Raw genomic sequence first — 18522 nt, 5'->3', positions numbered from 1 at the left:
CGTCAACCAGAAGTTCGCAGGCGATAACGCATTTCGTTTCAATGCGATGGGCTTCGATGCGAATCAGGCGGGGCGCAACAACGTCTACAGCAAGCGGTGGGGCGTCGCGCCGTCCGTCGCGTTCGGCCTGAACAGCCCGACGACGGTCACGCTCAGCTACTACGATGATTCTATGCCGACGCGGCGGCGCTCGATCGGCGCGCGTCGACCCATTGGCGAGCTTCGATCACCACAACTCTGTGGCCGCGTCAAAGCGGAGAAGCTGTCATTCGCTGACGTTCTGGGAATCCGCGGCGTCACCGCTCTTTCATCACGAACGCGGGGCGAGTTCCGCAAGCCAGCCTTGAGGCTGCTGGGGGGAATTGGCAGAGCCCGATTAGTCCCTGGAAAACGTAACTCGTACATTGCGGTCGCCGAGCGTTTGGGCAAGGCTAGTGGGATCGTCCACGCGACCAATGCGGGTGTACGAATAGGACGAGTCGAAGGTCTGATAAAAAACGACCAGGGTCCTTGACCCGTACAGCATCAGGTCGCCGTTACGAATCGTCCCTGGGCGGCTGGCGTTTATCGGCAACGATTTGGATACCTCGCCATGCTTCTCGTTGCCATTGAGTTCCGCCATATCCAGCGTCAGGGGTAGCAGCCCTGCGAGCGCGCGGGCGGCGGCGTTGTCAGCCAGCGTAATGGCGAAACGATGTTCGCCGATTGTCATCCACATACGTGATTCCTCCGGTTTCAGGGACGCCGCACTGGCATCCGCAGCAGTAACGGCGAGTGAGCCCGAAACCGACTGCTGGCCGGCTTCGCCGCTGCTGCTAAAAATGAATAACCCGAGCACCAGGCTCAGTCCACGCAGGCTCCACCCCTTTCGATTTCGTCGATGTTCGATCTTCATTGCATACTCAAGCGGTGTGGGACGTCAGCGAGCGTGAGGTCAGGAAGGTCAGGAAGGCCGCGAGCAGCAGCACGACGGCACTTGCCACGAAGGTACTCCGGTAGCCGCTGGTGTCGAACAGCAGACCGCCCACCGTCGAACCCAGGGCGATGGACAACTGGATTACGGCCACCATCAGCCCGCCGCCCGCTTCGGCGCTCTGCGGCATGGCTTCGGCGATCCAGCTCCACCAGCCGACGGGTGCTGCTGTCGCTATCAGACCCCACACGCCAAGCAACGCCCCAACGTCCGCGATCGAAGCTCCGAGGGGGATCAATGCCAGGGCGATCAGCGCCATCAGAACCGGAATGACGATCAGGGTCCTGTACAGACCGAGCTTGAGGACCGCCCCGATGAGCGCGGTGCCGATGAAGCCTGCCACCCCGATCACGAGCAGGATGAGCGACAGCGTGGACACGCCGACATGCGTCACCGTTTCAAGGAACGGCCGCACGTAGGTGAACAAGGCGAACTGCCCCATGAAGAAAGCGCCACAGGCGGCCATGCCGAGCGCGACGGAGCGGCTCCTGAGCAACCTGAACACGTTGGGGGAGCCGGCTGCGCGGGCCTCGGGCTGCATCGAAGGCAGGCTGACCCATTGCCAGACCAGCGTGACCGCCGCCACCGGCGCCAGACAGAAGAAGGCACCGCGCCAGCCCATGACCAAGCCCAGATAGCTGCCCAGCGGCGCGGCAATCACCGTGGCCAGCGCGTTGCCACCGTTGAAGATCGCCAGCGCGCGCGGCACCTGATGGGCTGGCACCAGCCGCATGGCCGTCGCGGCCGACATGGACCAGAAACCGCCGATGACCACGCCGATGAGCGCACGGCCTGCCATATACGCCGGATAGTTCGATGCCAGCGCGATCACGGCACCGGAGACGGCCATCAGTGCCGTCAATCCCAGCAGCAGGGTCTTCCGGTTCAGGCTGCCGGCCAGCGCGGAGATTGACAGGCTGGTCAGTACAGCGAACGCCCCGGAGATCGCAATGCCCTGCCCGGCCATTCCCTCGGTGACATGGAGGTCGTTCGCCATGGACGTCAGCAGGCTGACAGGCATGAACTCGGAAGCGATCAGCGCGAACACGCACAGCGACATCGCGAATACGCCGCTCCAACAGCCGGCCCGTTCGCTCGTCGTATCCGCGGAGAAGTTGCCTTGATCTCGGGCCTCACAGGGTCGTGCCGTCATGAAGTTACCGTCTGCGCCAGATGCCTGCTGAAGAAGGACGTGAGCTTGTCCCAGGGAATGAGGTCCACGCGGTCGTAGAGATCGACATGGCCGGCGCCCGCCACCCAGACCAGTTCCTTCGGCTCGGCGGCGCGCCGGTAGGCGTCCTCGCTGAACTCCCTGGAATGCGCCTGGTCACCGCTGATGAACAGCAGCGGGCGCGGCGAGATCGCCTCGATGTCGTTGAACGGGTAGAAGTTCATGAACTTCACGTTGCTGGTCAGCGTCGGACGCGTGGTGGTCTGCGGCGACACGCCCTTCGGCGTGAACTCGCCGCGCGGAGTGCGGTAGAAGTCGTAGAACTCGCGCTGCACGGGATCGGTATGGGCGTCCAGTTTCAGCACCGTCCCACCGGTGTACCGTGTCGTTCCGCCGGTGAACTCCACATACCGCTGCTGCGCTGCCTCCGCGATGATCTGCTTGCGCTGCTCGAGCGTCAGCGAGTGGTTCAGGGCGTCACGGTTGGCCGCCCCCATGTCGTACATGCTGACTGTTGCAATGGCTTTCATGCGCGGGTCGATCTTCGCCGCGCTGATGACGAAGCTGCCGCTGCCACAGATACCGAGAACGCCAATGCGCTCGCGATCCACGAACGGTTGCGTACCGAGGTAGTCCACCGCCGCGCTGAATGCCTCGGCATAGATGTCCGGTGCGACGGCGTTGCGCGGCTGGCCCTCGCTCTCTCCCCAGAACGACTGGTCGATCGCCAGGGTGACGAAGCCCTGTTCGGCCAGCTTTTGCGCGTACAGGTTCGAGCTTTGCTCCTTCACCGCGCCCATCGGATGGCCGACGATGATCGCGGGATGCCTGACGTTCCGGTCGAACCCGTTTGGAACAAACAGATTGCCTGCGACCTGCATCCTGTACTGGTTGTCGAAGGAGACTGTCTGCAAGGTCACCTTGTCGCTCCGGTAAAAATTGTCTGCGCCATTGGACATATCGGGGCTCGCTTTCGTATTTGCAGCAAAGGCGATGTTGCCAGTGATAGACAGAACGCTCAGTGCGGTGAGGGTGGTTCCAGCCACTTTCAGAAAGCCGCGTCGATCCGTTACCTGGCTGCGCGTGGGATCTGCAGCTTCTTTTTCCGCACAGTTGAATGGCTTGCTCATGTTCGGGGCGTTCACTTTCAGATAGATGCCGCATTGGCGGTCATATGCTGAATCTTCCTTCAGGACGGTGCGCCCGACTAGCTAATGAATTCTTAAAGAGGATATAAGATCGGCTAATTAATCACCTCTGAGGATGGCCCTCATGGTCAGACGTAACCTCAACGATCTCCTGTATTTCGTGACAGTGGCGCGGGAAGGCAGCTTCACGCGTGCCGCTGCTTTGCTGGGCGTGACCCAGTCGGCACTCAGTCAGGCCATCGCCGGCCTGGAGGCAAGGCTTGAGATCCGGCTGCTGACGCGAACCACCCGCAGTGTGTCGGCCACGGCTGCGGGCGAACGTCTGTTGAAGGCCATCGGCCATCGCTTCGAGGAAATCGAAGCCGAACTGGATGAGCTGACGCAGATGCGGAACAAGCCAGCCGGCACGGTGCGGATTACCTGCGGTGAGCATGTCCTGCGGACAACGTTGCTGCCCAAGCTCAAGCCGCTATTGCGCGACTATCCCGATATCAATGTCGAGTTCGATGTCAACTACGGGTTCAGGGACATCGTGGCCGATCGCTTCGACGCGGGTGTGCGCCTGGGGGACACCATCGACAAGGACATGATTGCGGTGCCCATCGGGCCGCCGGTGCGCATGGCTGTTGTGGCGTCGCCGGCATACTTCGCTGCCCGCCCGGTTCCCAAAACGCCGCGTGACCTGTTGAGCCACAATTGCATCAACCAGCGCATGCAGACGGCAGGTGGGTTGTACGTCTGGGATTTCGAGCGCCGGGGCAAGAGGCAGAATGTGCGGGTCAACGGACAGCTCATCTTTAACACGTCGCCCGGCATGGTGGACGCCGCGTTGGCGGGATTGGGCATCGCCTTCCTCCCCGAGGATGAATTCGCGCCGCACATCAAGGAAGGCCGTCTGGTGCGCGTCCTGAACGAGTGGTGCGCTTCCTTTCCCGGCTATTACCTGTATTACCCAAGCCGGCGTCAGCCTTCTCCGGCGTTTTCGCTGGTTGCCAACGCGCTGCGTGTGACGGGTACCACGGCTCCCGGACAATGACGAATCCATGAGCATCGGGTCAGCAGATAGCCGAATCAGGCGTCGGTCGTCAATTCTTCAGTTGATGTGGAGAAAAAAGGGCTCCAATGCGCGCACCGGAGCCCTCAAAACACACATCGCGGCGCGGGAAATGCCTGCCGCTCAATAACTTTATTGGGTTGCTCCAGGTGAGGCAATGATCGACGCAGTTGCCCTGGCAACTGTTGGTTGCCACTCGGGTGCACGTCGTAAGGAGTCCCCAGCTGATTATCGAATGATGAATGGCTTACGACGCAGCTCGTGCGCTATTTTGAGGCTCTTTCATCGTTTTCATACTCAGCCCTGCGGTACGGATCCCGGATCCCAGACTTTACCCGCGCTTTCGAAGGCCACGCCCGTCATAGCAACGCCGGTCGTTCGTGGACGACAGCTACACAATTCCGCTCCCTCTTGATCTTGAGCGCCATAAGCCTGCCCACGAACAGTTTCGGCCGCGCGTCAGGTCGCTGCGTCCATGATGGAGGGCCGCCTCCCGGACACAGCTTCAGAACCCCTCCTGGGGACAAATCTCTCCGGTAACTCGCGCGGACTGGTTGGCTCATGCCACTGGCCGTCGATCGACGTCAAGAGCGACCAGGGTGAGATCTGCGGCTGTACGTCGAATCTATGCACCAAACCAAAACCAACAAAACCAACAATCACAACATTCCCAACAAATTTTTCTTGACGCGGATTTTTGGCTTGCCTGTAATGGAATCGCCCTATCAATGCTGATGACGACGCCCCATTCCGCCATGAATCCGCAAGTAAACAAGAACTTAATGCCGACCGTCGCCGACGCGGCCGCATCGATACGATGCGGCGAACTGACGCCGGTTGAGCTCGTTCAGCGCTGTCTGGATTCGATCAAAACCCACAATCCAACATTGCATGCGTTCGGTGACGTCTATGCGGAAGAGGCGCTTCGCTACGCGGAAACCCTCACGCGCGAGGCTAAAGAGAACCGGACGCGTGGAGGCCTGCACGGCGTCCCGTTCGCAATCAAGGACCTGTTTGCCACCGCAGGGCTGCGCACTACGCGAGGCTCGTTGACCGCTATGAACTGGGTACCGCAGGAAGATGCTCCCGTTATCAGGCGGCTCAAGGAAGCGGGGGCAATCCTGCTCGGAAAAGCTGCGACGACCGAGTTTGGCTGGAGTGGGGCGAGCTATTCGCGGGTTTTTGGTAATGGCTGCAATCCGTGGGATGCGCGCCTCACAAGTGGGGGGTCGAGTTCCGGTTCGGCTATCTCGGTTGCTGCGCGCATGGTCCCTGCATCACTCGGCTCGGACGGAGGGGGATCGGTCAGAATCCCCAGCGCGTTTTGTGGCGTATTCGCGATGAAGGGGTCCCACGGTCGCATCCCAACGTGGCCCTGGTCGGCGACAGAAATGCTGAGCCACGCGGGTCCCATCACCCGGACCGTACGTGACAGCGCGCTGCTTTTTGACGTTCTTGCCGGGCCCGATTCGCGTGATCACCAGGCGTTGCCTGCAGCGACCGGATCGTATCTCGCACGCTGCGAAGAGCCGTTGAAGCGGGTACGCGTCGCGTTCTGTCCAACGCTATTTGGTGTCGATGTTGATCCGGAAATATCGCGTGTCGTCGGCGCAGCTGTTGAGCGAATTGCACGTGCGCTCCCGATCGACCTGGAAATGCCGGTGCTCGGCTGGCATGATCCGCTCCCCACGTTCGAAACGCTTTGGGTCGCCGGGCGCGGTATCGTGTATGGCCAGACCTTGAAAAACTGTGCGGACCAGCTCGACCCCGGGTTCGCCAGGCTGATAGGCCGGGCATCAGATTACAGTCTCGAGGACTATCTCACTGCAATCCAGCGGCGAGCGACGTTCGCCTGCCAGGTTCATGCGCTGTTCGACACGTACGATTTCCTGCTGACGCCAACGCTGCCAATCCTTCCGTTCGACGCGGATCTCATCGCTCCGCCTGAACTCGATACGCATGACAGTGCGTTGCCCTGGGCGTGTTGGACGCCCTTCACGTACCCGTTCAATCTATCCGGTAATCCGGCCGCGAGCCTGCCGTGCGGCTGGAGCGACACGGGTTTGCCAGTTGGATTGCAGGTCGTGGGTCCGCGTTTCGCAGACGCAGATGTGCTGCAGTTCTGCTCCGCCATCGAAGCAATCATGCCATGGGCGCATCGGCTACCCCCGATGCTCGGCGTCTGAGGCCCACCATGCTACGTTGCCAACGCTTCGTGGTTCACGATCGATCAGTGAGATGGGTCACTTCGGCGCCCGACGCCCGTGATGTGACGGTCGCGCATCGCGCACATCGTGATGGGCGTACCTCACGCAGGGCACGACGGTCTCGCTACACTGCTAGGACTCTAGTCACCGGGATCGACCACTTCATGCTCACTCAGCCACGTATTCAGGAAATCCTGCGCTTGCTGGACGCGCAGCAGCGCGTGAAAGCATCTGATCTGGCAGCACTTTTACTGGTTTCCGAAGAAACCATTCGACGGGATTTCAAATATCTTGAGTCGATCGGCAAACTCCGCCGGATTCACGGCGGCGCGATTGCGCCAAGGAGCAGCGAGGAGCAGCCGCTGCAGGTGCGCAGCCGACTTCAGACAAAGGCGAAGACCCAGATCGCCACGTGTGCGGCAGGATTTGTCCAGGAGGGTATGGCAATTTTTCTTGATACCGGCACGACGACATTTGCGATGGCGCAGGCGTTGACGAGATTCAGCCGGTTACGGATTGTCACGAACTCACTGGATATCGCACAACTCGTCGCGCAGCAAAGCGACAACCATGTGGTCGTCACGCCTGGTGATGTTCGCCGTAACGACAATGCGCTGATTGGTCCTCATACGCTCGAATTTTCCCGGCAGTTCCACTACGACATCGCGTTCATGGGAATCGGCGGCATCGACCTGGAACTCGGTTTCATGGATTACGAGGAACCCGAGGCAGTGTTGAGGCGGACGCTCGCCAGGCATTGCGTACGAAGCGTGATTCTCGCCGACTACGGCAAGTTTGGCCATCGCACGTTCATCAACACCCTGCCATTCAGCGCAGTCACGACTCTTGTCACGAATCTCCCGCCACCAGGAGACTATCGTCAACGTATGGAACAGGAACATGTCGACATACTCTATCCCTAGCTCTCCAATCGCAGTCAACTTGCCTGATGCCGATGCAATAAGTGAGTTCGATGCGCTGTTTCGAGCCACCTCGGCGATCGGCGTAACCAGCGCGGGAGGTCTGCATCGACTTGCCGCATCTGAGGAAGATGGCCGTGTACGCGACCTGCTGCGCGACTGGTTAGTCCGCCATGGCTTCCATGTGCAAGTCGATCGCGTCGGCAACCTGTTCGGTCTCGTCACGTTCGACCCGTCAGCGCCCTACGTGCTGTGCGGCTCGCATCTTGATAGTCAGCCGAGTGCGGGACGTTTCGACGGGGTCTACGGCGTGCTTGCCGGTGCAGTCGCAATTGCCGGCATTGCAAGACGGCTACGGGAACGTGGCGTTCGCCCTCCATGCAATCTCGCTGTCGTCGACTGGACAAACGAAGAAGGCGCCCGCTTCCAGCCCAGCCTGACGGGCAGCAGCGTATTCACTGGCGCGTTATCGGTTGACGACGCGCTCGCCTGTACCGATGCACAGGGCATCACGTTGTGCCAGGCGCTCGAGCGCATCGGCTACCTCGGCGAAGAGATGCTCGACATCCCGGTCGCCGCATACGTGGAAACGCATGTCGAGCAGGGCGAAAGACTCGAGCGGGAGCAGATCTCAATCGGCGTAGTGAGGGAAACCTGGGCGGCCCTAAAGCTGCGCGTGCGCTTTGACGGCGAACAAAGCCACACGGGTCCTACGCCGATGGACCAGCGGCGGGACGCGCTACGGGCCGCTGCACGCGCGATTTCGGCCGTGTACTCGGAAGTCGGGAAGCACGGCGACCAGATGCATGGTTCGGTGGGACGTCTCGACGTTTATCCAAATTCGCCAAACGTGGTGCCATCGAAGGCGACGCTCTACGTCGAATTCCGCTCCCTGTCCACAGATAGACTCGAGGACGTCGGCAAACGCTTTGCCCAGATACTCGACGACATCGCTGCGCAGACCGGCACGCATGTCGAAGTGGAGAGCCGTCAGCTACGCGCGCCGGTTGCGCTCGATAGCAGGTTGGCACAGTGCGCACACGACGTTTGCAGATCGCTCGGGCTGCGGTCCGTCGACAGCGTGACGGTCGCCGGGCACGACGCGATCAGTCTAAGTCGAACGGTTCCCTCCTGTCTGCTCTTCATACCGAGCCATCGCGGCATCGCTCATAACGAAGCTGAGTTCACGGAAGAGGCAGATCTGCACAATGGCCTGCGCGCGCTAAGTGCGCTGTTGGAAACGCTCTGCGTGACAACGCAGAACAGTCGGTGAGGGTTGGGAAATGAAAACCTCCTCCGAACAGGCACGCCTGATCGAGGCACTCGCCGATACGGACCTGACTGCGCTCGAGTATAGCTGCAGCGGACTTGGCGGTGTCGCGTCGCCGATGCGCCTCCGGACCGAATGGGCGGGATTTCTCGTTCAAACAGGCGACGGCGAGAAACGATACGCGAAAGTGCTGTACGACGATATGCGTCCGCTGATCGATGTGGAGCAGACCGTACTCGCCAGCCGGGCGGCAGCGTTGACCGGTGTCACGCCAGCTCTCTATCTGGCCGATGTCGAGCGCGGTGTGTTGCTATTCGATGCGCTCCCGGACGATGCGTGGCGGTGGGCACGGGTCGACGATCTCACTGCGCCTGACCGACTCGAGCGTTTGTGGGATCTCAAGCGCAAGGTTCATTGCGGACCGGATCCCGGATTTCACCGCTCGTTTGTGGCCGATATTGCCCGCCTGCGCGCACTGTGTGATCGCGACGCCGTCGTTCTGCCGTCAGGTCATGAATGGCTCGACGAGTGCGTCGAAATGGCATCGAGCGCGCTCGAAAGTGGACGCGACACCACCCCTGTCCCGCTACACGGTGACGGTGCAGCTTCAAACGTGATGGTTGGCCCTGACGATACGCTGGCCCTGGTCGACTTTGATCGAGGTGGAACGGGCGATGCCTGGTACGACGTCGCTGTCGTTCTGAATGAGCTTTACCAGTTTGAACCGCAATGGCGTGACGGAATCAGGTTTTGGAGTGGTCAGTGTGAAGAAGCCGACTACGCACGCTGCCGTCTCTATGCGTTTGTTGACGACTGGTACTGGACGTTGTGGGGACTATGGCTTGGCACGACGTCCTCGCGCCGCCTTGAGTTCACCAAGCTTTCTCAATGGACACTACAGCGCTGTCGGCAGACGATTCGGGACCCGCGTTTCGAGGGCTGGCTACGAGCATTCAAAGGATAGGTGAAATGAAAACTCCCGGAGATGCACAGACAACTGATGAATTCAACATCGAGTCCGTCATTCGCCGCGTGCCGGATTGGGCGGAGCGGGCGATCCGCTATTCGCCTGTCAGCGGTGGAATTTCCAACTCGAACTGGCGCGTGGAGGTTGCGAACGGACACGAGAAAACCACGTATTTCCTTAAGGTCCCTGGCATCGGGACGGAAATGTTCATCGATCGCCGCACCGCGCATGAGGCAAGTGTGCGCGCCGCTGAATGTGGTTACGGTGCTCCGGTCTTCTCATTTATGGAAGACTGCGGCGTCGAAATTTTCGAGTTCATGGAGGGATGGCACTCGTCTTCGAATCTCGACTTTCTGAATGGCACGGTACGGCACAACGCGTTACGGGCGCTGAAGGCGTTTAACGACCAGCCATTGCTAACGCAGACGAAAACCGTATTCAACATGATCGACGAGCATGAGGACCAGCGCGGCACACTACGCGCGGCGTGTCCGCTCGATCACGAATGGTTGTGCCGGCAATACGCACGCGCACGGCGGGCGCTCGAGGCATCCGGCGTCGATCTCGCGCCATGCATGAACGATACGCTCGCGGGCAACTTCATGCTCGATGCAGCACATCGAGTCATGCTCGTCGATTTCGAATACGCGTCGAATAACGACCGGTACTACGAGCTTGCGATGTGGTTCGGCGAGATGTTCTTCGATGAGCAGGTGGAGCTGGAACTGATCGAGGAATATTTTGGGCGCGTTGGACCCAGGGAAATTGCACGTGTACAGCTCTACAAAGCGCTGGCTGACCTTAAATGGTCGGCATGGGCGATGGTGCAGCGTTCAGTCTCCAGAATCGATTTTGATTTCTATAAGTACGGGATATGGAAGTACATGCGAGCTCGCACTGTCATGCAGGATATCAGATGGGAAAGCTGGCTAAGGCAGGTATGAGCTTCTCCTGCTGTTCGACGATGGTCAGATCGGCAGGCTGGTAGGTAACAGGATTTGAGGGTAGCAGGACGAAGTCATCACCGGCTAATTACAACTACTGTACTTAGTATTCCTGAATTTATGTGAAGAAAACCTTAACTTTAAGGAGCATCTGAAAGTGAATACGCCAATGCTGTCACCACCGCGGCGCCTGATCCGAGTCGTGTTTGGTATTTATTTCTTCCTGCTACTGCTGATGGCACTGTTTCCGCCGCTCTATCTCAGTGTCAGCGGTAGCACGCTTCTGGTGCTCGGTATACCGCTACCGATTTTTTACTGGATGGTCAATGTGGTTCTGGTCTTACTCGGCGTCTGGGTGCTGTACCTGGTTGAAGGGAAGGTCGGAGATTGCGTGAAAGAAGGAGAGCTGGCATGAACGCGTCGAATGGAGCCGTATTCATAACGTTTGGCACGATTGCCATTTTTCTCGTCGTGATGATCGCGATACTGTATGCGACCAACCGGAGGAGCACGAGTTTCGCGGACTACGCGGTCGGCGGACGTTCCTACGGTCCGTGGTACGTTGCAATGAGTTATACAAATTCCTGGTGGCCGGGGTCAACGTTCACTGCATTCTTTGCCTTGTCCGTCGGCGGCGTGCTCGGCTTCTATGGAATGGTGTACGCCACGCTCGGGGTTACGGTGATGTACCTCATGGCGAATCGCGCATGGTCGTGGGGGTCGCAGTACAACCTGACGACGCAACCAGATTTGCTCGGAATGCGCTACAACAGCCCGGTCGTCAAGCGGATTGCGTCGATCATCGGAATTATCTCCGTGTTTCCGTGGGTCGTGATGGGCATCCAGGCGCTCGGGACGTTGTTCCAGTTCGCCAGCTTCAGCCAGTGGTCCGTTACGACCTGTCTGATCGTGGGCGTTGCCGTTGTTCTCATCCGTCAATACTGGACGGTCAGCATGGGCATGCGCGGGCTCATCATGACCGATATGTTTCAAGGCATCGTCGCGTATGTGGTATGCGCGGTAGTCTGCATATTGCTGTTGATGGGCAACCACGCGCCCTTTTCGAACCTCTCCCAGCTTCCGGCCAGGATGCTCCTGATCCCGGGGGACGCTCGCACGGCATATGGTCCCTGGTACATGTTTAGCCTGATCTTCACAGGCGTGATCGGGTCGATGTGCTGGCCGATGAGCTTCCAGCGGATTTACACGGCGAGCGGTGTACGCGCAGTCAAGAAGGGCACGCTGTTGACGATGTTGCTGGTTGGCGGGTTCTATTGCATCCTGATGCTGTTTGCCGCGACGGCGAGCCACGATCCCAAGGTTGCAGCACATCCGCAGGACGGCTGGTTCGTCGCTCTCGCGGATATCGGCGGCCCGTGGCTGCTTGCGCTCGCAACCGTCATCGTACTCGCAGCCAGTATCGGACACGTGGACGGTTGCGTGCAGGTGTGCGGCACACAATTCGCAAATGACATTGCGACCTGGAATACTCCGCGCTCCGACCGGCAGCTCATGGTGCTGTCGAAGGCCGGAATGGTCGTATTCATTGTTGCTGCTGCCGTGATCGCGTACCTGACATTCGATTACAGTCGACTGCAATTGCTTGCGCAGATCTCGTATCAAGGGATTATCCAGCTGGCAGTGCCGCTTTTCTTCGGGATCTTTTCGAAGCGCGGAAACAAGCAGGGGGCGATTGCCGGCATGCTGGTCGGCATTGCGATCGCAATCGTACTGACGACCATTTATCCGGACGATATTCGGGCACTCGGCTCGCTGACAAGCGGGATCGTCGGGCTCGCCGCGAACTTTATCGTCTTCGTGATTTTTGCGCTCGCGATCAAACAGTCGCCAGAGGAAATTGCCCGGGTGGACCGCTTGTTCTCGAGACAGGTCACGACCGGCGCAAAGGGTCCTGCCTGCGCGCCTGCGCTGCACTGACCCACACCGGCAGTTCCGAATCCACTTCCGCTCGTCGCCGTTCGACAGATCGCCGGCGGAATGGAGCAACTTTTTCTGAATACTCAAGCGGGTCTGACAGGCGGACTCTCGTTCCCGTTCGTCTATCGAGCGCGTGAAACGTCATCCTGATCTCAGACCGCTTTTAAATGTGGAGCAATTAGTCATGGGTACCCGGTCAACCATTATGGACACGAATAGTTTCCGTCCTGAGAACGCGGCAACACTGGATGAATACACCCGCCAACTTACGCAGAAGCGGGAGCAACTGCTGGGGGGTTCCTATCGGTTGTTCTACAGAAAGCCCGTTCATCTCGTACGCGGCCAGCTGCAATATCTTTGGGACGTTCACGGCGATAAGTATCTGGACATGTATAACAACGTCGCCAGCATCGGTCATTGTCACCCGGCCGTCATAGCGTCGGTGCATGAGCAGATGAAGCAGCTGAATACGCATACCCGTTATCTGCACGAGCGAATCCTCGCCTAGGCGTTGTCAGGTTGTTGTGTCAGTCACGTAAGATGGCGGGATGAAGAAATCGAAATCGCTCTATCACGGTCACCGTTTTCCAGCCGGAGTCATCAGTTGCGCTGTGCGCTGGTATTTCCGCTTTCAGTTGAGCTTGCGCGACATCGAGGAACTGCTCTTCGAGCGTGGGGTGATCGTGACATACGAGACGATCCGATGCTGGTGCGACAAGTTTGGCAAGGGCTTTGCTCACCGGATGAAAGCCGCGCGGCGCAAGCCGGGTAGCACGTGGCACCTCGACGAGATGTTCGTCACCCTGCGTGGCGAACCGTATCTGCTGTGGCGTGCGGTCGACGAGCATGGCGCCGAACTCGACATCCTGGTGCAAAAGCGGCGCGACAAGGCTGCCGCCAAACGCTTCTTCAAGCGTGTGCTGCGTTCGAGCCCGGTGCCGCGCAAGATCGTCACCGATCAATTGCGCAGCTATCCGGCGGCAAAAGCCGAGATCCCGGAGCTTGCGAACGTGAAGCATGTGTTCGTCAAAGCGGCAGCTCGGCTGAACAACCGCGCGGAGAATAGCCACCAACCGACACGCGAGCGCGAGCGGCGCATGCGCGGCTTTCGCGACCCTAACCGCACACAGAAATTTCTCTCGTGCTTCGGGCCGATCCGACAACATTTCGCGCTCAAGCGGCATCTGCTGCGTGCTTCACTCTATCGCAAACAACTCGCAGCTCGGTTCGTTGCATGGCGCGACTTCGCCGAACTCGCCCAAAATCCGTCGACTGCTTTCTGACCAGTAGTCGTATCTGCCGCCGTGCCGTCTCACTCTCGGTAAGTTGACAAAGCCCTTGAGCACTACGTCAACCACGGGCGCTGCTTCGCCTTCACCCTCAGGGCATTAGGCTAGCCCTCATTGCACAGCGCATTCAGGAAGCGCTTGAGGTCGTCCGTGAAATCCTCGGTGGACTCGCTATCCGTTTGCGAAAGCTTCATGTGCTTCGCCACCTCCGGATGGCTTGCATTGAAAAGGTCTAGCGAAACAGCTCCTCCGTATCATGTCCCGAGACGACAGAAAATCGGAAATCGCAAACCATCTTCGCGTACGAAGGCACACAGTTTGTCGAACAGAAAAAGTCCGGACCGGCGCTAAACACGTCACCTTCACCCGGTCGTGCGGTTCTCACTTAAGTCCTATCCGCCGAAAATCCTGCCAGCACTGATTGACGACCGTCATGCCTGTCACCCTGGACGACCAGGCAATCATTCCCCGTCGCGACGTAAATAACGGAAGGATCGGCAACGTCTCCATGACGCGTGCATCCGCGGCCCGGTAGAGTGCGCTACGGTCACCGGCCGCTACGGTCCCGCGCGCCCGGTCGAGCAAGGTATCCAATACGCTGTCTGCGTTATAACCCGCGTTGAAGCCGCGCGGCGATGCGTTCTTGCCGTGCAGCACCTGCGACAGCCATAGATCGCAGGACATCGCCCAGCTCATTTCGCTGAAGGCGATGCCGGTCGGCGCACCTTCCCGCCATTGGTTGCAATAAGCCACCCAGTCGGCATGCAGCGTCACTTCCAGATCGATGCCCACCTTGGCGAGATCGCGAGCGATGCAGTCGTAAATCGCTCCGGGGTTCAGTTGGGCCGAGCCTGCGCGCGCCGCCACGACACGCAAGGTCAGCGTATCGACGACACCCGCCGCGTTCAGCAACGCCCGCGCGCGCGCCGGATCATAGGGGTAGCGCTCGGGTGCGCTGGCGTCATGCGCCGGCGCACCCGGCGGGATCGCACTGGTAGCGGGCTGCGCGGCGCCCGGGAACAGCGCGCGGCACAAAGCTTCCTTGTCGATCGCACAGGCGATGGCCTGCCGCACGCGCACGTCGTTCATGTGCTCGTCGCGGAGATTGAACACGAGATACCAAAGGTAAGGCGGCGAGAACGCCGGCACGACGAAGCCCCGTGCAGAAAGATCGTCGAGGTCGGCGCCCTCGACGCCGTAGGCGACATCCACCCTGCCCTCCACCAGTGCGCGAACGCGATCGCCGGTATCGAGGAAAGGCAGGAAGCGGATACCGTCGATCGAAGGCGGCCCGTCCCAATACGATGCGTTGCGCGATAACGCCACTGCCGATCCGCCTGCGGTGTCGAAACGGCGGTCGAAGCGAAACGCGCCGGTTCCGGGCGCACGGTCCGCGCAACCGTCCGGCCCCCACTTGTGAAGCGCCAGCGGACTGATCAACGATTGCGCGCCGGGCGCGTCTTCCTGCGTCATATAGCGGAGAAACTCAGGAAACGGCTGGTCGAGCATGAACTCCACCGTGTTCGTATCGAGCGCACGCACATGCTCGATCGATTCGACGCCGGTCCGGTTGAAGTCCGCGACCACCGGCGAATAATGCGGCGAATCGCGACGTATCATGCGTTCGTAATTGACGACGACAGCGTGTGCATCCAGCGGCGCGCCGTCATGGAAGCGCACGTCCTGACGCAGATGGAACACGAAGCGGCGCGCATCGGCGGAGTTCTCTACACGGGTGGCCAGGCGCGGCACAATCCGCGTGGCTGCGTCGGGCGGGCTGGGTGGCGTATCGAAGTCGTCTTCCACGAGGCTTTCGTGCGTTTGCTGCACTACGCGACCGGTATTCCAGCCGCCGAACGATCGCGGCGGGTCGATCTCGTCGACGGCCCAATCCAGCGCCACGCGCAGTATCCGGTCTTGCTGCATGTACTTTTCCTTTCCAGAGCCTTCAGGTTGCAAATAGCCGTCCTTCGTTGCGGGCGTGACGCATCGCGGCGATCTCAAGCCCGGCCGCCGCACTGCACTCCATGTCGTCGGGGCCGGTACCAAGGGCGACTTCCGTGGCAGCGATGATCGCCGGCGCGAGCTCTGCCAGCATGCCCTGCGATGCCGTTGCCGGCACGATATCCAGCCGCACCGCAGCCGAGAGGATCATTGCCGCTATGCCCCGCATTTCGACCAGCACGGCGTCTGCGCGGCCGATCCCGGCGCCTGCCGCGACGGCGCCCGACACGACCGCGAGATGGCCTGGCGTGCGCCGCTCGGCAACTTCGCCAACGTAGTGCAGCAAGACCGCGTCGGCGCCGAGCAGCGGGACCAGCGCAGCCAGCCGGCTACCGCATCGGCGCGATGCATCCTGGGCCGGCTTCGTCAGCTTGAGCAGGTCGAGCCGCGCGTCAAGCTCGCTAAGCGCCTTTGCATCCCGGGCCTGATGCGCGTCGTGCGCCAGAGCCGTAGCTGCGCCATCGGCGCGCGCCGCGCCGCGCATCAGCGCCGAGACGATCATTTGCCGCAGTGAGGCAGGCGTGGTGACACGGCGATCATGCAGCAACGCCTCCAGTCCCATCGCGTGCGCATGACGGCCGATCGGCAGCGCGGCGTCCGACAGTTGCATCAATGCGAGCAAGGCAGTCGCGCGCACGGCCTCACTGCCCTTGGTGATCGGAACCATGAGCGTGATGGTGATCGTGACCATGATGATGACCGTGGGCATGATGCGACGGATGATGCTCGTGTACGGCGCCAGCGCATGTGGGAGGAGCATCGGCGGCGAACGGCCGTTGCGCGAAGCGCACGGTCAGCCCCGGCAGTCCGAGCGCGAGCACGGGGCGAGCCGTCAGCTCGGCCGTATCCGTCACCGGGACGATGATCTCCTCGCCGCGCCACTCGGACTGGCTGTGCCGGTTGCCCAACGCATGACCGATACGGAACGCCGCCTCGGACGTGAGAGCCGCGAGCGCGATCACCATCACGGGCTCCGGTAAACGGACGACGACGACGACACGCGCGCCGTCATCGTGCAGCACCGCGCCGTCGAACAACCAGTTCTGCCGAGGCAAATCGATTCCGACATCGACGCCGCGTTCGCTGCGCAGCCGCATCCTGCGACGTCCGGCGTCCGCGGACGCAATGCCGATGCGATCGACCTCACGGCCTGTGAATTCGGGCGCATCGGCGCGGCCGAGAATCTGCGTGACGAGTTCCATCTGTCCTTATTTCCTGAGTGTGGGCGCCGGCAGGCCGCGAAGGTGGCGCCGTGCGGCATTCCATGCTACGTAAGTCGCTTTGCGCAAAAGCGGGGCGTCGCCGGCCAGAAAGCGGGCGACCGCGCCGTGCCCGGACGCGAGTGGCAGCGCGCCGCCGTAGACGCCCGGCAGCGCCGCAAGCGCCGCATCGATACGTTCGGCCAGTGCGTCTTGCCGGCCATCCCGGCACAGCGCGAACAGGCTGCCGACGTAGCCCTCCTTTCCCAAGCTGCCCTCCAGCGCCGGGTCCGCGTCGGACGGGTAAAAAGAGCATGCATCGTGCAATACGGGCACGCCGCCGAAGCGCGCCTGCAACCGCAGCGACACCCCGTGGTAGGCGTGGCTTTCGCCGCGTGCCACCCGGCCCGGCGCAAGCGTGTCCACGATGATTGCGCTCGCGTCGTCGGCCAGATCGATCGATGTCTGCTGCCGGTGATGCGCGAGCGCGTGCGGAATGATCATGTCCGGCACCGACTCGAAAAACGCGCCGCGACCGACCGACACTTCGGTCTTCTGCACCGACAGGGCGCCGCCCTGTAGCCGCGTGGCCGAGGGGGTGGACACACAAACGGCTGCGCCTGCTTCCAGACACATATCGATCGCCAGCCGGTCGCCGCCGAACACCGCGCCTGCCGCGTTCTGGACATAGATGAGCGCGCCGGGCCCGTGCGTCGTCGGCAGGACTGCCGTGGTGGTCAGCGGGTAGCACTGGCGCCGCTGCGCCAGCCGCGTGCGTCCCTCGCTGTCGCGCACGAAGCGCATCGACAACAGGCCCCCCGTCATCCGGGCAGGCGCCCGAACAACGCTGACCGTGCGATCTCGTCGAACACGGCGCGCACGCCGTTGCCGCTGCGCAAGTCGGTAAAGATCGACGGCCGGTCTGGGCGGGCGGTGGCCACGTCGGCACGCATGCGCGCCAGATCGGCGTCGACGTGCGGTGCGAGGTCGATCTTGTTGACCACCAGCAAATCGGCGCGAAGCACGCCCAGGCCACGTTTGCGCGGGATGTCGTCGCCTCCCGCCACGTCGATCACGAATGCCCACCAGTCCGCCAACTCACTCGAAAAGGTTGCCGCCAGATTGTCGCCGCCGCTCTCGATCAGGATCACGTCCGGCTGAAAGCGACGCTCCAGCCAGTCGGCCGCCTCGATATTCACCGACGGATCTTCGCGGATAGCGGTATGCGGGCACGCGCCGCTTTCGACGCCGACCACCCGTTCCGGGTCGATCAACCCCGAGCGTTTGACGCGCTCTGCATCCTCGCGTGTGACCAGATCGTTGGTGATGACCGCCACGGCCACGCCCTCGTGCGCAAAGACTGGCAGCAGGCGTTCAACGAGCCGCGTCTTCCCGCTGCCAACCGGCCCGCCGATACCCAGACGCACTGCCGTCATCG

18 protein-coding genes are annotated in these 18522 nt (G+C 61.0%); 10 read left to right on the top strand and 8 right to left on the bottom strand.

What is annotated here, in order from left to right; translation table 11 throughout:
• Positions 1-376: 376 nt before the first annotated feature.
• The 3 genes from NE850_RS24555 to NE850_RS24545 form a co-directional block, all read right to left on the bottom strand.
• Positions 377-895, bottom strand: coding sequence for a cyclophilin-like fold protein (locus tag NE850_RS24555; RefSeq protein WP_012431146.1), 519 nt, complete (start codon positions 893-895; stop codon positions 377-379).
• Between the two features lie 7 nt (positions 896-902).
• Entirely contained in the window at positions 903-2033 is a 1131-nt protein-coding gene (locus tag NE850_RS24550; protein WP_021158343.1) for an MFS transporter, read from the bottom strand.
• A gap of 89 nt (positions 2034-2122) precedes the next feature.
• Positions 2123-3274: an alpha/beta hydrolase gene (locus NE850_RS24545; protein WP_081712824.1), complete on the bottom strand. Its 1152-nt coding sequence runs from the start codon at positions 3272-3274 to the stop codon at positions 2123-2125.
• Between the two features lie 142 nt (positions 3275-3416).
• Between NE850_RS24545 and NE850_RS24540 the strand changes: the two genes are divergently transcribed.
• From NE850_RS24540 to NE850_RS24495, 10 genes are all read left to right on the top strand, one after another.
• Positions 3417-4328, top strand: coding sequence for a LysR family transcriptional regulator (locus tag NE850_RS24540; RefSeq protein ID WP_012431149.1), 912 nt, complete (start codon positions 3417-3419; stop codon positions 4326-4328).
• Positions 4329-5074: 746 nt separating this feature from the next.
• Positions 5075-6532 carry an amidase gene (locus NE850_RS24535; protein WP_202945176.1) on the top strand — a complete coding sequence of 486 codons (1458 nt, stop codon included), beginning with the start codon at positions 5075-5077 and terminating at the stop codon, positions 6530-6532.
• Positions 6533-6717: 185 nt separating this feature from the next.
• On the top strand, positions 6718-7476 hold the full coding sequence (locus NE850_RS24530) for a DeoR/GlpR family DNA-binding transcription regulator (RefSeq protein WP_012431151.1): 759 nt from the start codon (positions 6718-6720) through the stop codon (positions 7474-7476).
• Complete coding sequence (locus NE850_RS24525; RefSeq protein ID WP_310699485.1) at positions 7400-8746, top strand: Zn-dependent hydrolase; 1347 nt, start codon at positions 7400-7402, stop codon at positions 8744-8746. The genes NE850_RS24530 and NE850_RS24525 overlap by 77 nt, the downstream gene beginning before the upstream one ends.
• 10 nt (positions 8747-8756) lie before the next feature.
• Positions 8757-9707 (top strand): aminoglycoside phosphotransferase family protein, encoded by a 951-nt coding sequence (locus NE850_RS24520; protein WP_012431153.1) that lies wholly within the window; start codon positions 8757-8759, stop codon positions 9705-9707.
• Positions 9632-10654 carry a choline kinase family protein gene (locus NE850_RS24515; RefSeq protein ID WP_202945177.1) on the top strand — a complete coding sequence of 341 codons (1023 nt, stop codon included), beginning with the start codon at positions 9632-9634 and terminating at the stop codon, positions 10652-10654. The genes NE850_RS24520 and NE850_RS24515 overlap by 76 nt, the downstream gene beginning before the upstream one ends.
• Positions 10655-10811: 157 nt before the next feature.
• Positions 10812-11069 (top strand): hypothetical protein, encoded by a 258-nt coding sequence (locus tag NE850_RS24510; protein ID WP_012431155.1) that lies wholly within the window; start codon positions 10812-10814, stop codon positions 11067-11069.
• A complete protein-coding gene (locus tag NE850_RS24505; RefSeq protein ID WP_012431156.1) occupies positions 11066-12592 on the top strand; it encodes a sodium:solute symporter in 1527 nt (508 codons plus the stop codon). Before NE850_RS24510 ends, NE850_RS24505 begins: the two co-directional genes overlap by 4 nt.
• A 184-nt stretch (positions 12593-12776) precedes the next feature.
• Positions 12777-13100 carry an aminotransferase class III-fold pyridoxal phosphate-dependent enzyme gene (locus NE850_RS24500; protein ID WP_310699483.1) on the top strand — a complete coding sequence of 108 codons (324 nt, stop codon included), beginning with the start codon at positions 12777-12779 and terminating at the stop codon, positions 13098-13100.
• Positions 13101-13140: 40 nt separating this feature from the next.
• On the top strand, positions 13141-13875 hold the full coding sequence (locus NE850_RS24495) for an IS6 family transposase (protein ID WP_310699467.1): 735 nt from the start codon (positions 13141-13143) through the stop codon (positions 13873-13875).
• 387 nt (positions 13876-14262) lie between these two features.
• On the opposite strand, the gene NE850_RS24490 is transcribed toward NE850_RS24495, so the two are convergent.
• Genes NE850_RS24490 through ureG form a run of 5 tightly spaced genes read right to left on the bottom strand, consistent with a single transcriptional unit; the run spans position 14263 to position 18520 of the window.
• The gene (locus tag NE850_RS24490; protein ID WP_310699482.1) at positions 14263-15807 is read right to left on the bottom strand and encodes an ABC transporter substrate-binding protein; all 1545 of its coding nucleotides are present in this window, start codon (positions 15805-15807) and stop codon (positions 14263-14265) included.
• Positions 15808-15829: 22 nt separating this feature from the next.
• On the bottom strand, positions 15830-16576 hold the full coding sequence (locus tag NE850_RS24485; RefSeq protein WP_310699481.1) for an urease accessory UreF family protein: 747 nt from the start codon (positions 16574-16576) through the stop codon (positions 15830-15832).
• Complete coding sequence (locus tag NE850_RS24480; RefSeq protein ID WP_310699480.1) at positions 16527-17087, bottom strand: hypothetical protein; 561 nt, start codon at positions 17085-17087, stop codon at positions 16527-16529. Before NE850_RS24480 ends, NE850_RS24485 begins: the two co-directional genes overlap by 50 nt.
• 6 nt (positions 17088-17093) lie before the next feature.
• The gene (locus tag NE850_RS24475; RefSeq protein ID WP_310699479.1) at positions 17094-17909 is read right to left on the bottom strand and encodes an urease accessory protein UreD; all 816 of its coding nucleotides are present in this window, start codon (positions 17907-17909) and stop codon (positions 17094-17096) included.
• A complete protein-coding gene (gene ureG / locus NE850_RS24470; protein ID WP_310699478.1) occupies positions 17906-18520 on the bottom strand; it encodes an urease accessory protein UreG in 615 nt (204 codons plus the stop codon). The genes NE850_RS24475 and ureG overlap by 4 nt, the downstream gene beginning before the upstream one ends.
• Positions 18521-18522: the final 2 nt, after the last annotated feature.

Origin of the sequence: Paraburkholderia sp. USG1, from assembly GCF_031570135.1 — a bacterium.
Classification (GTDB): Bacteria; Pseudomonadota; Gammaproteobacteria; order Burkholderiales; family Burkholderiaceae; genus Paraburkholderia; species Paraburkholderia dioscoreae.
Note: the sequence above shows the minus strand (reverse complement) of the source record. Positions and strands in the feature narration are given on the sequence as shown.

Bases quoted from the DNA above. Each gene is read 5' to 3' on its own strand.
- NE850_RS24555 (WP_012431146.1), bottom strand. From the start codon at position 895: ATGAAGATCGAACATCGACGAAATCGAAAGGGGTGGAGCCTGCGTGGA.
- NE850_RS24550 (WP_021158343.1), bottom strand. From the start codon at position 2,033: ATGTCGCTGTGCGTGTTCGCGCTGATCGCTTCCGAGTTCATGCCTGTC.
- NE850_RS24545 (WP_081712824.1), bottom strand. From the start codon at position 3,274: ATGAGCAAGCCATTCAACTGTGCGGAAAAAGAAGCTGCAGATCCCACG.
- NE850_RS24540 (WP_012431149.1), top strand. From the start codon at position 3,417: ATGGTCAGACGTAACCTCAACGATCTCCTGTATTTCGTGACAGTGGCG.
- NE850_RS24535 (WP_202945176.1), top strand. From the start codon at position 5,075: ATGCTGATGACGACGCCCCATTCCGCCATGAATCCGCAAGTAAACAAG.
- NE850_RS24530 (WP_012431151.1), top strand. From the start codon at position 6,718: ATGCTCACTCAGCCACGTATTCAGGAAATCCTGCGCTTGCTGGACGCG.
- NE850_RS24520 (WP_012431153.1), top strand. From the start codon at position 8,757: ATGAAAACCTCCTCCGAACAGGCACGCCTGATCGAGGCACTCGCCGAT.
- NE850_RS24515 (WP_202945177.1), top strand. From the start codon at position 9,632: ATGGACACTACAGCGCTGTCGGCAGACGATTCGGGACCCGCGTTTCGA.
- NE850_RS24505 (WP_012431156.1), top strand. From the start codon at position 11,066: ATGAACGCGTCGAATGGAGCCGTATTCATAACGTTTGGCACGATTGCC.
- NE850_RS24500 (WP_310699483.1), top strand. From the start codon at position 12,777: ATGGGTACCCGGTCAACCATTATGGACACGAATAGTTTCCGTCCTGAG.
- NE850_RS24495 (WP_310699467.1), top strand. From the start codon at position 13,141: ATGAAGAAATCGAAATCGCTCTATCACGGTCACCGTTTTCCAGCCGGA.
- NE850_RS24490 (WP_310699482.1), bottom strand. From the start codon at position 15,807: ATGCAGCAAGACCGGATACTGCGCGTGGCGCTGGATTGGGCCGTCGAC.
- NE850_RS24485 (WP_310699481.1), bottom strand. From the start codon at position 16,576: ATGGTCACGATCACCATCACGCTCATGGTTCCGATCACCAAGGGCAGT.
- NE850_RS24480 (WP_310699480.1), bottom strand. From the start codon at position 17,087: ATGGAACTCGTCACGCAGATTCTCGGCCGCGCCGATGCGCCCGAATTC.
- NE850_RS24475 (WP_310699479.1), bottom strand. From the start codon at position 17,909: ATGACGGGGGGCCTGTTGTCGATGCGCTTCGTGCGCGACAGCGAGGGA.
- ureG (WP_310699478.1), bottom strand. From the start codon at position 18,520: ATGACGGCAGTGCGTCTGGGTATCGGCGGGCCGGTTGGCAGCGGGAAG.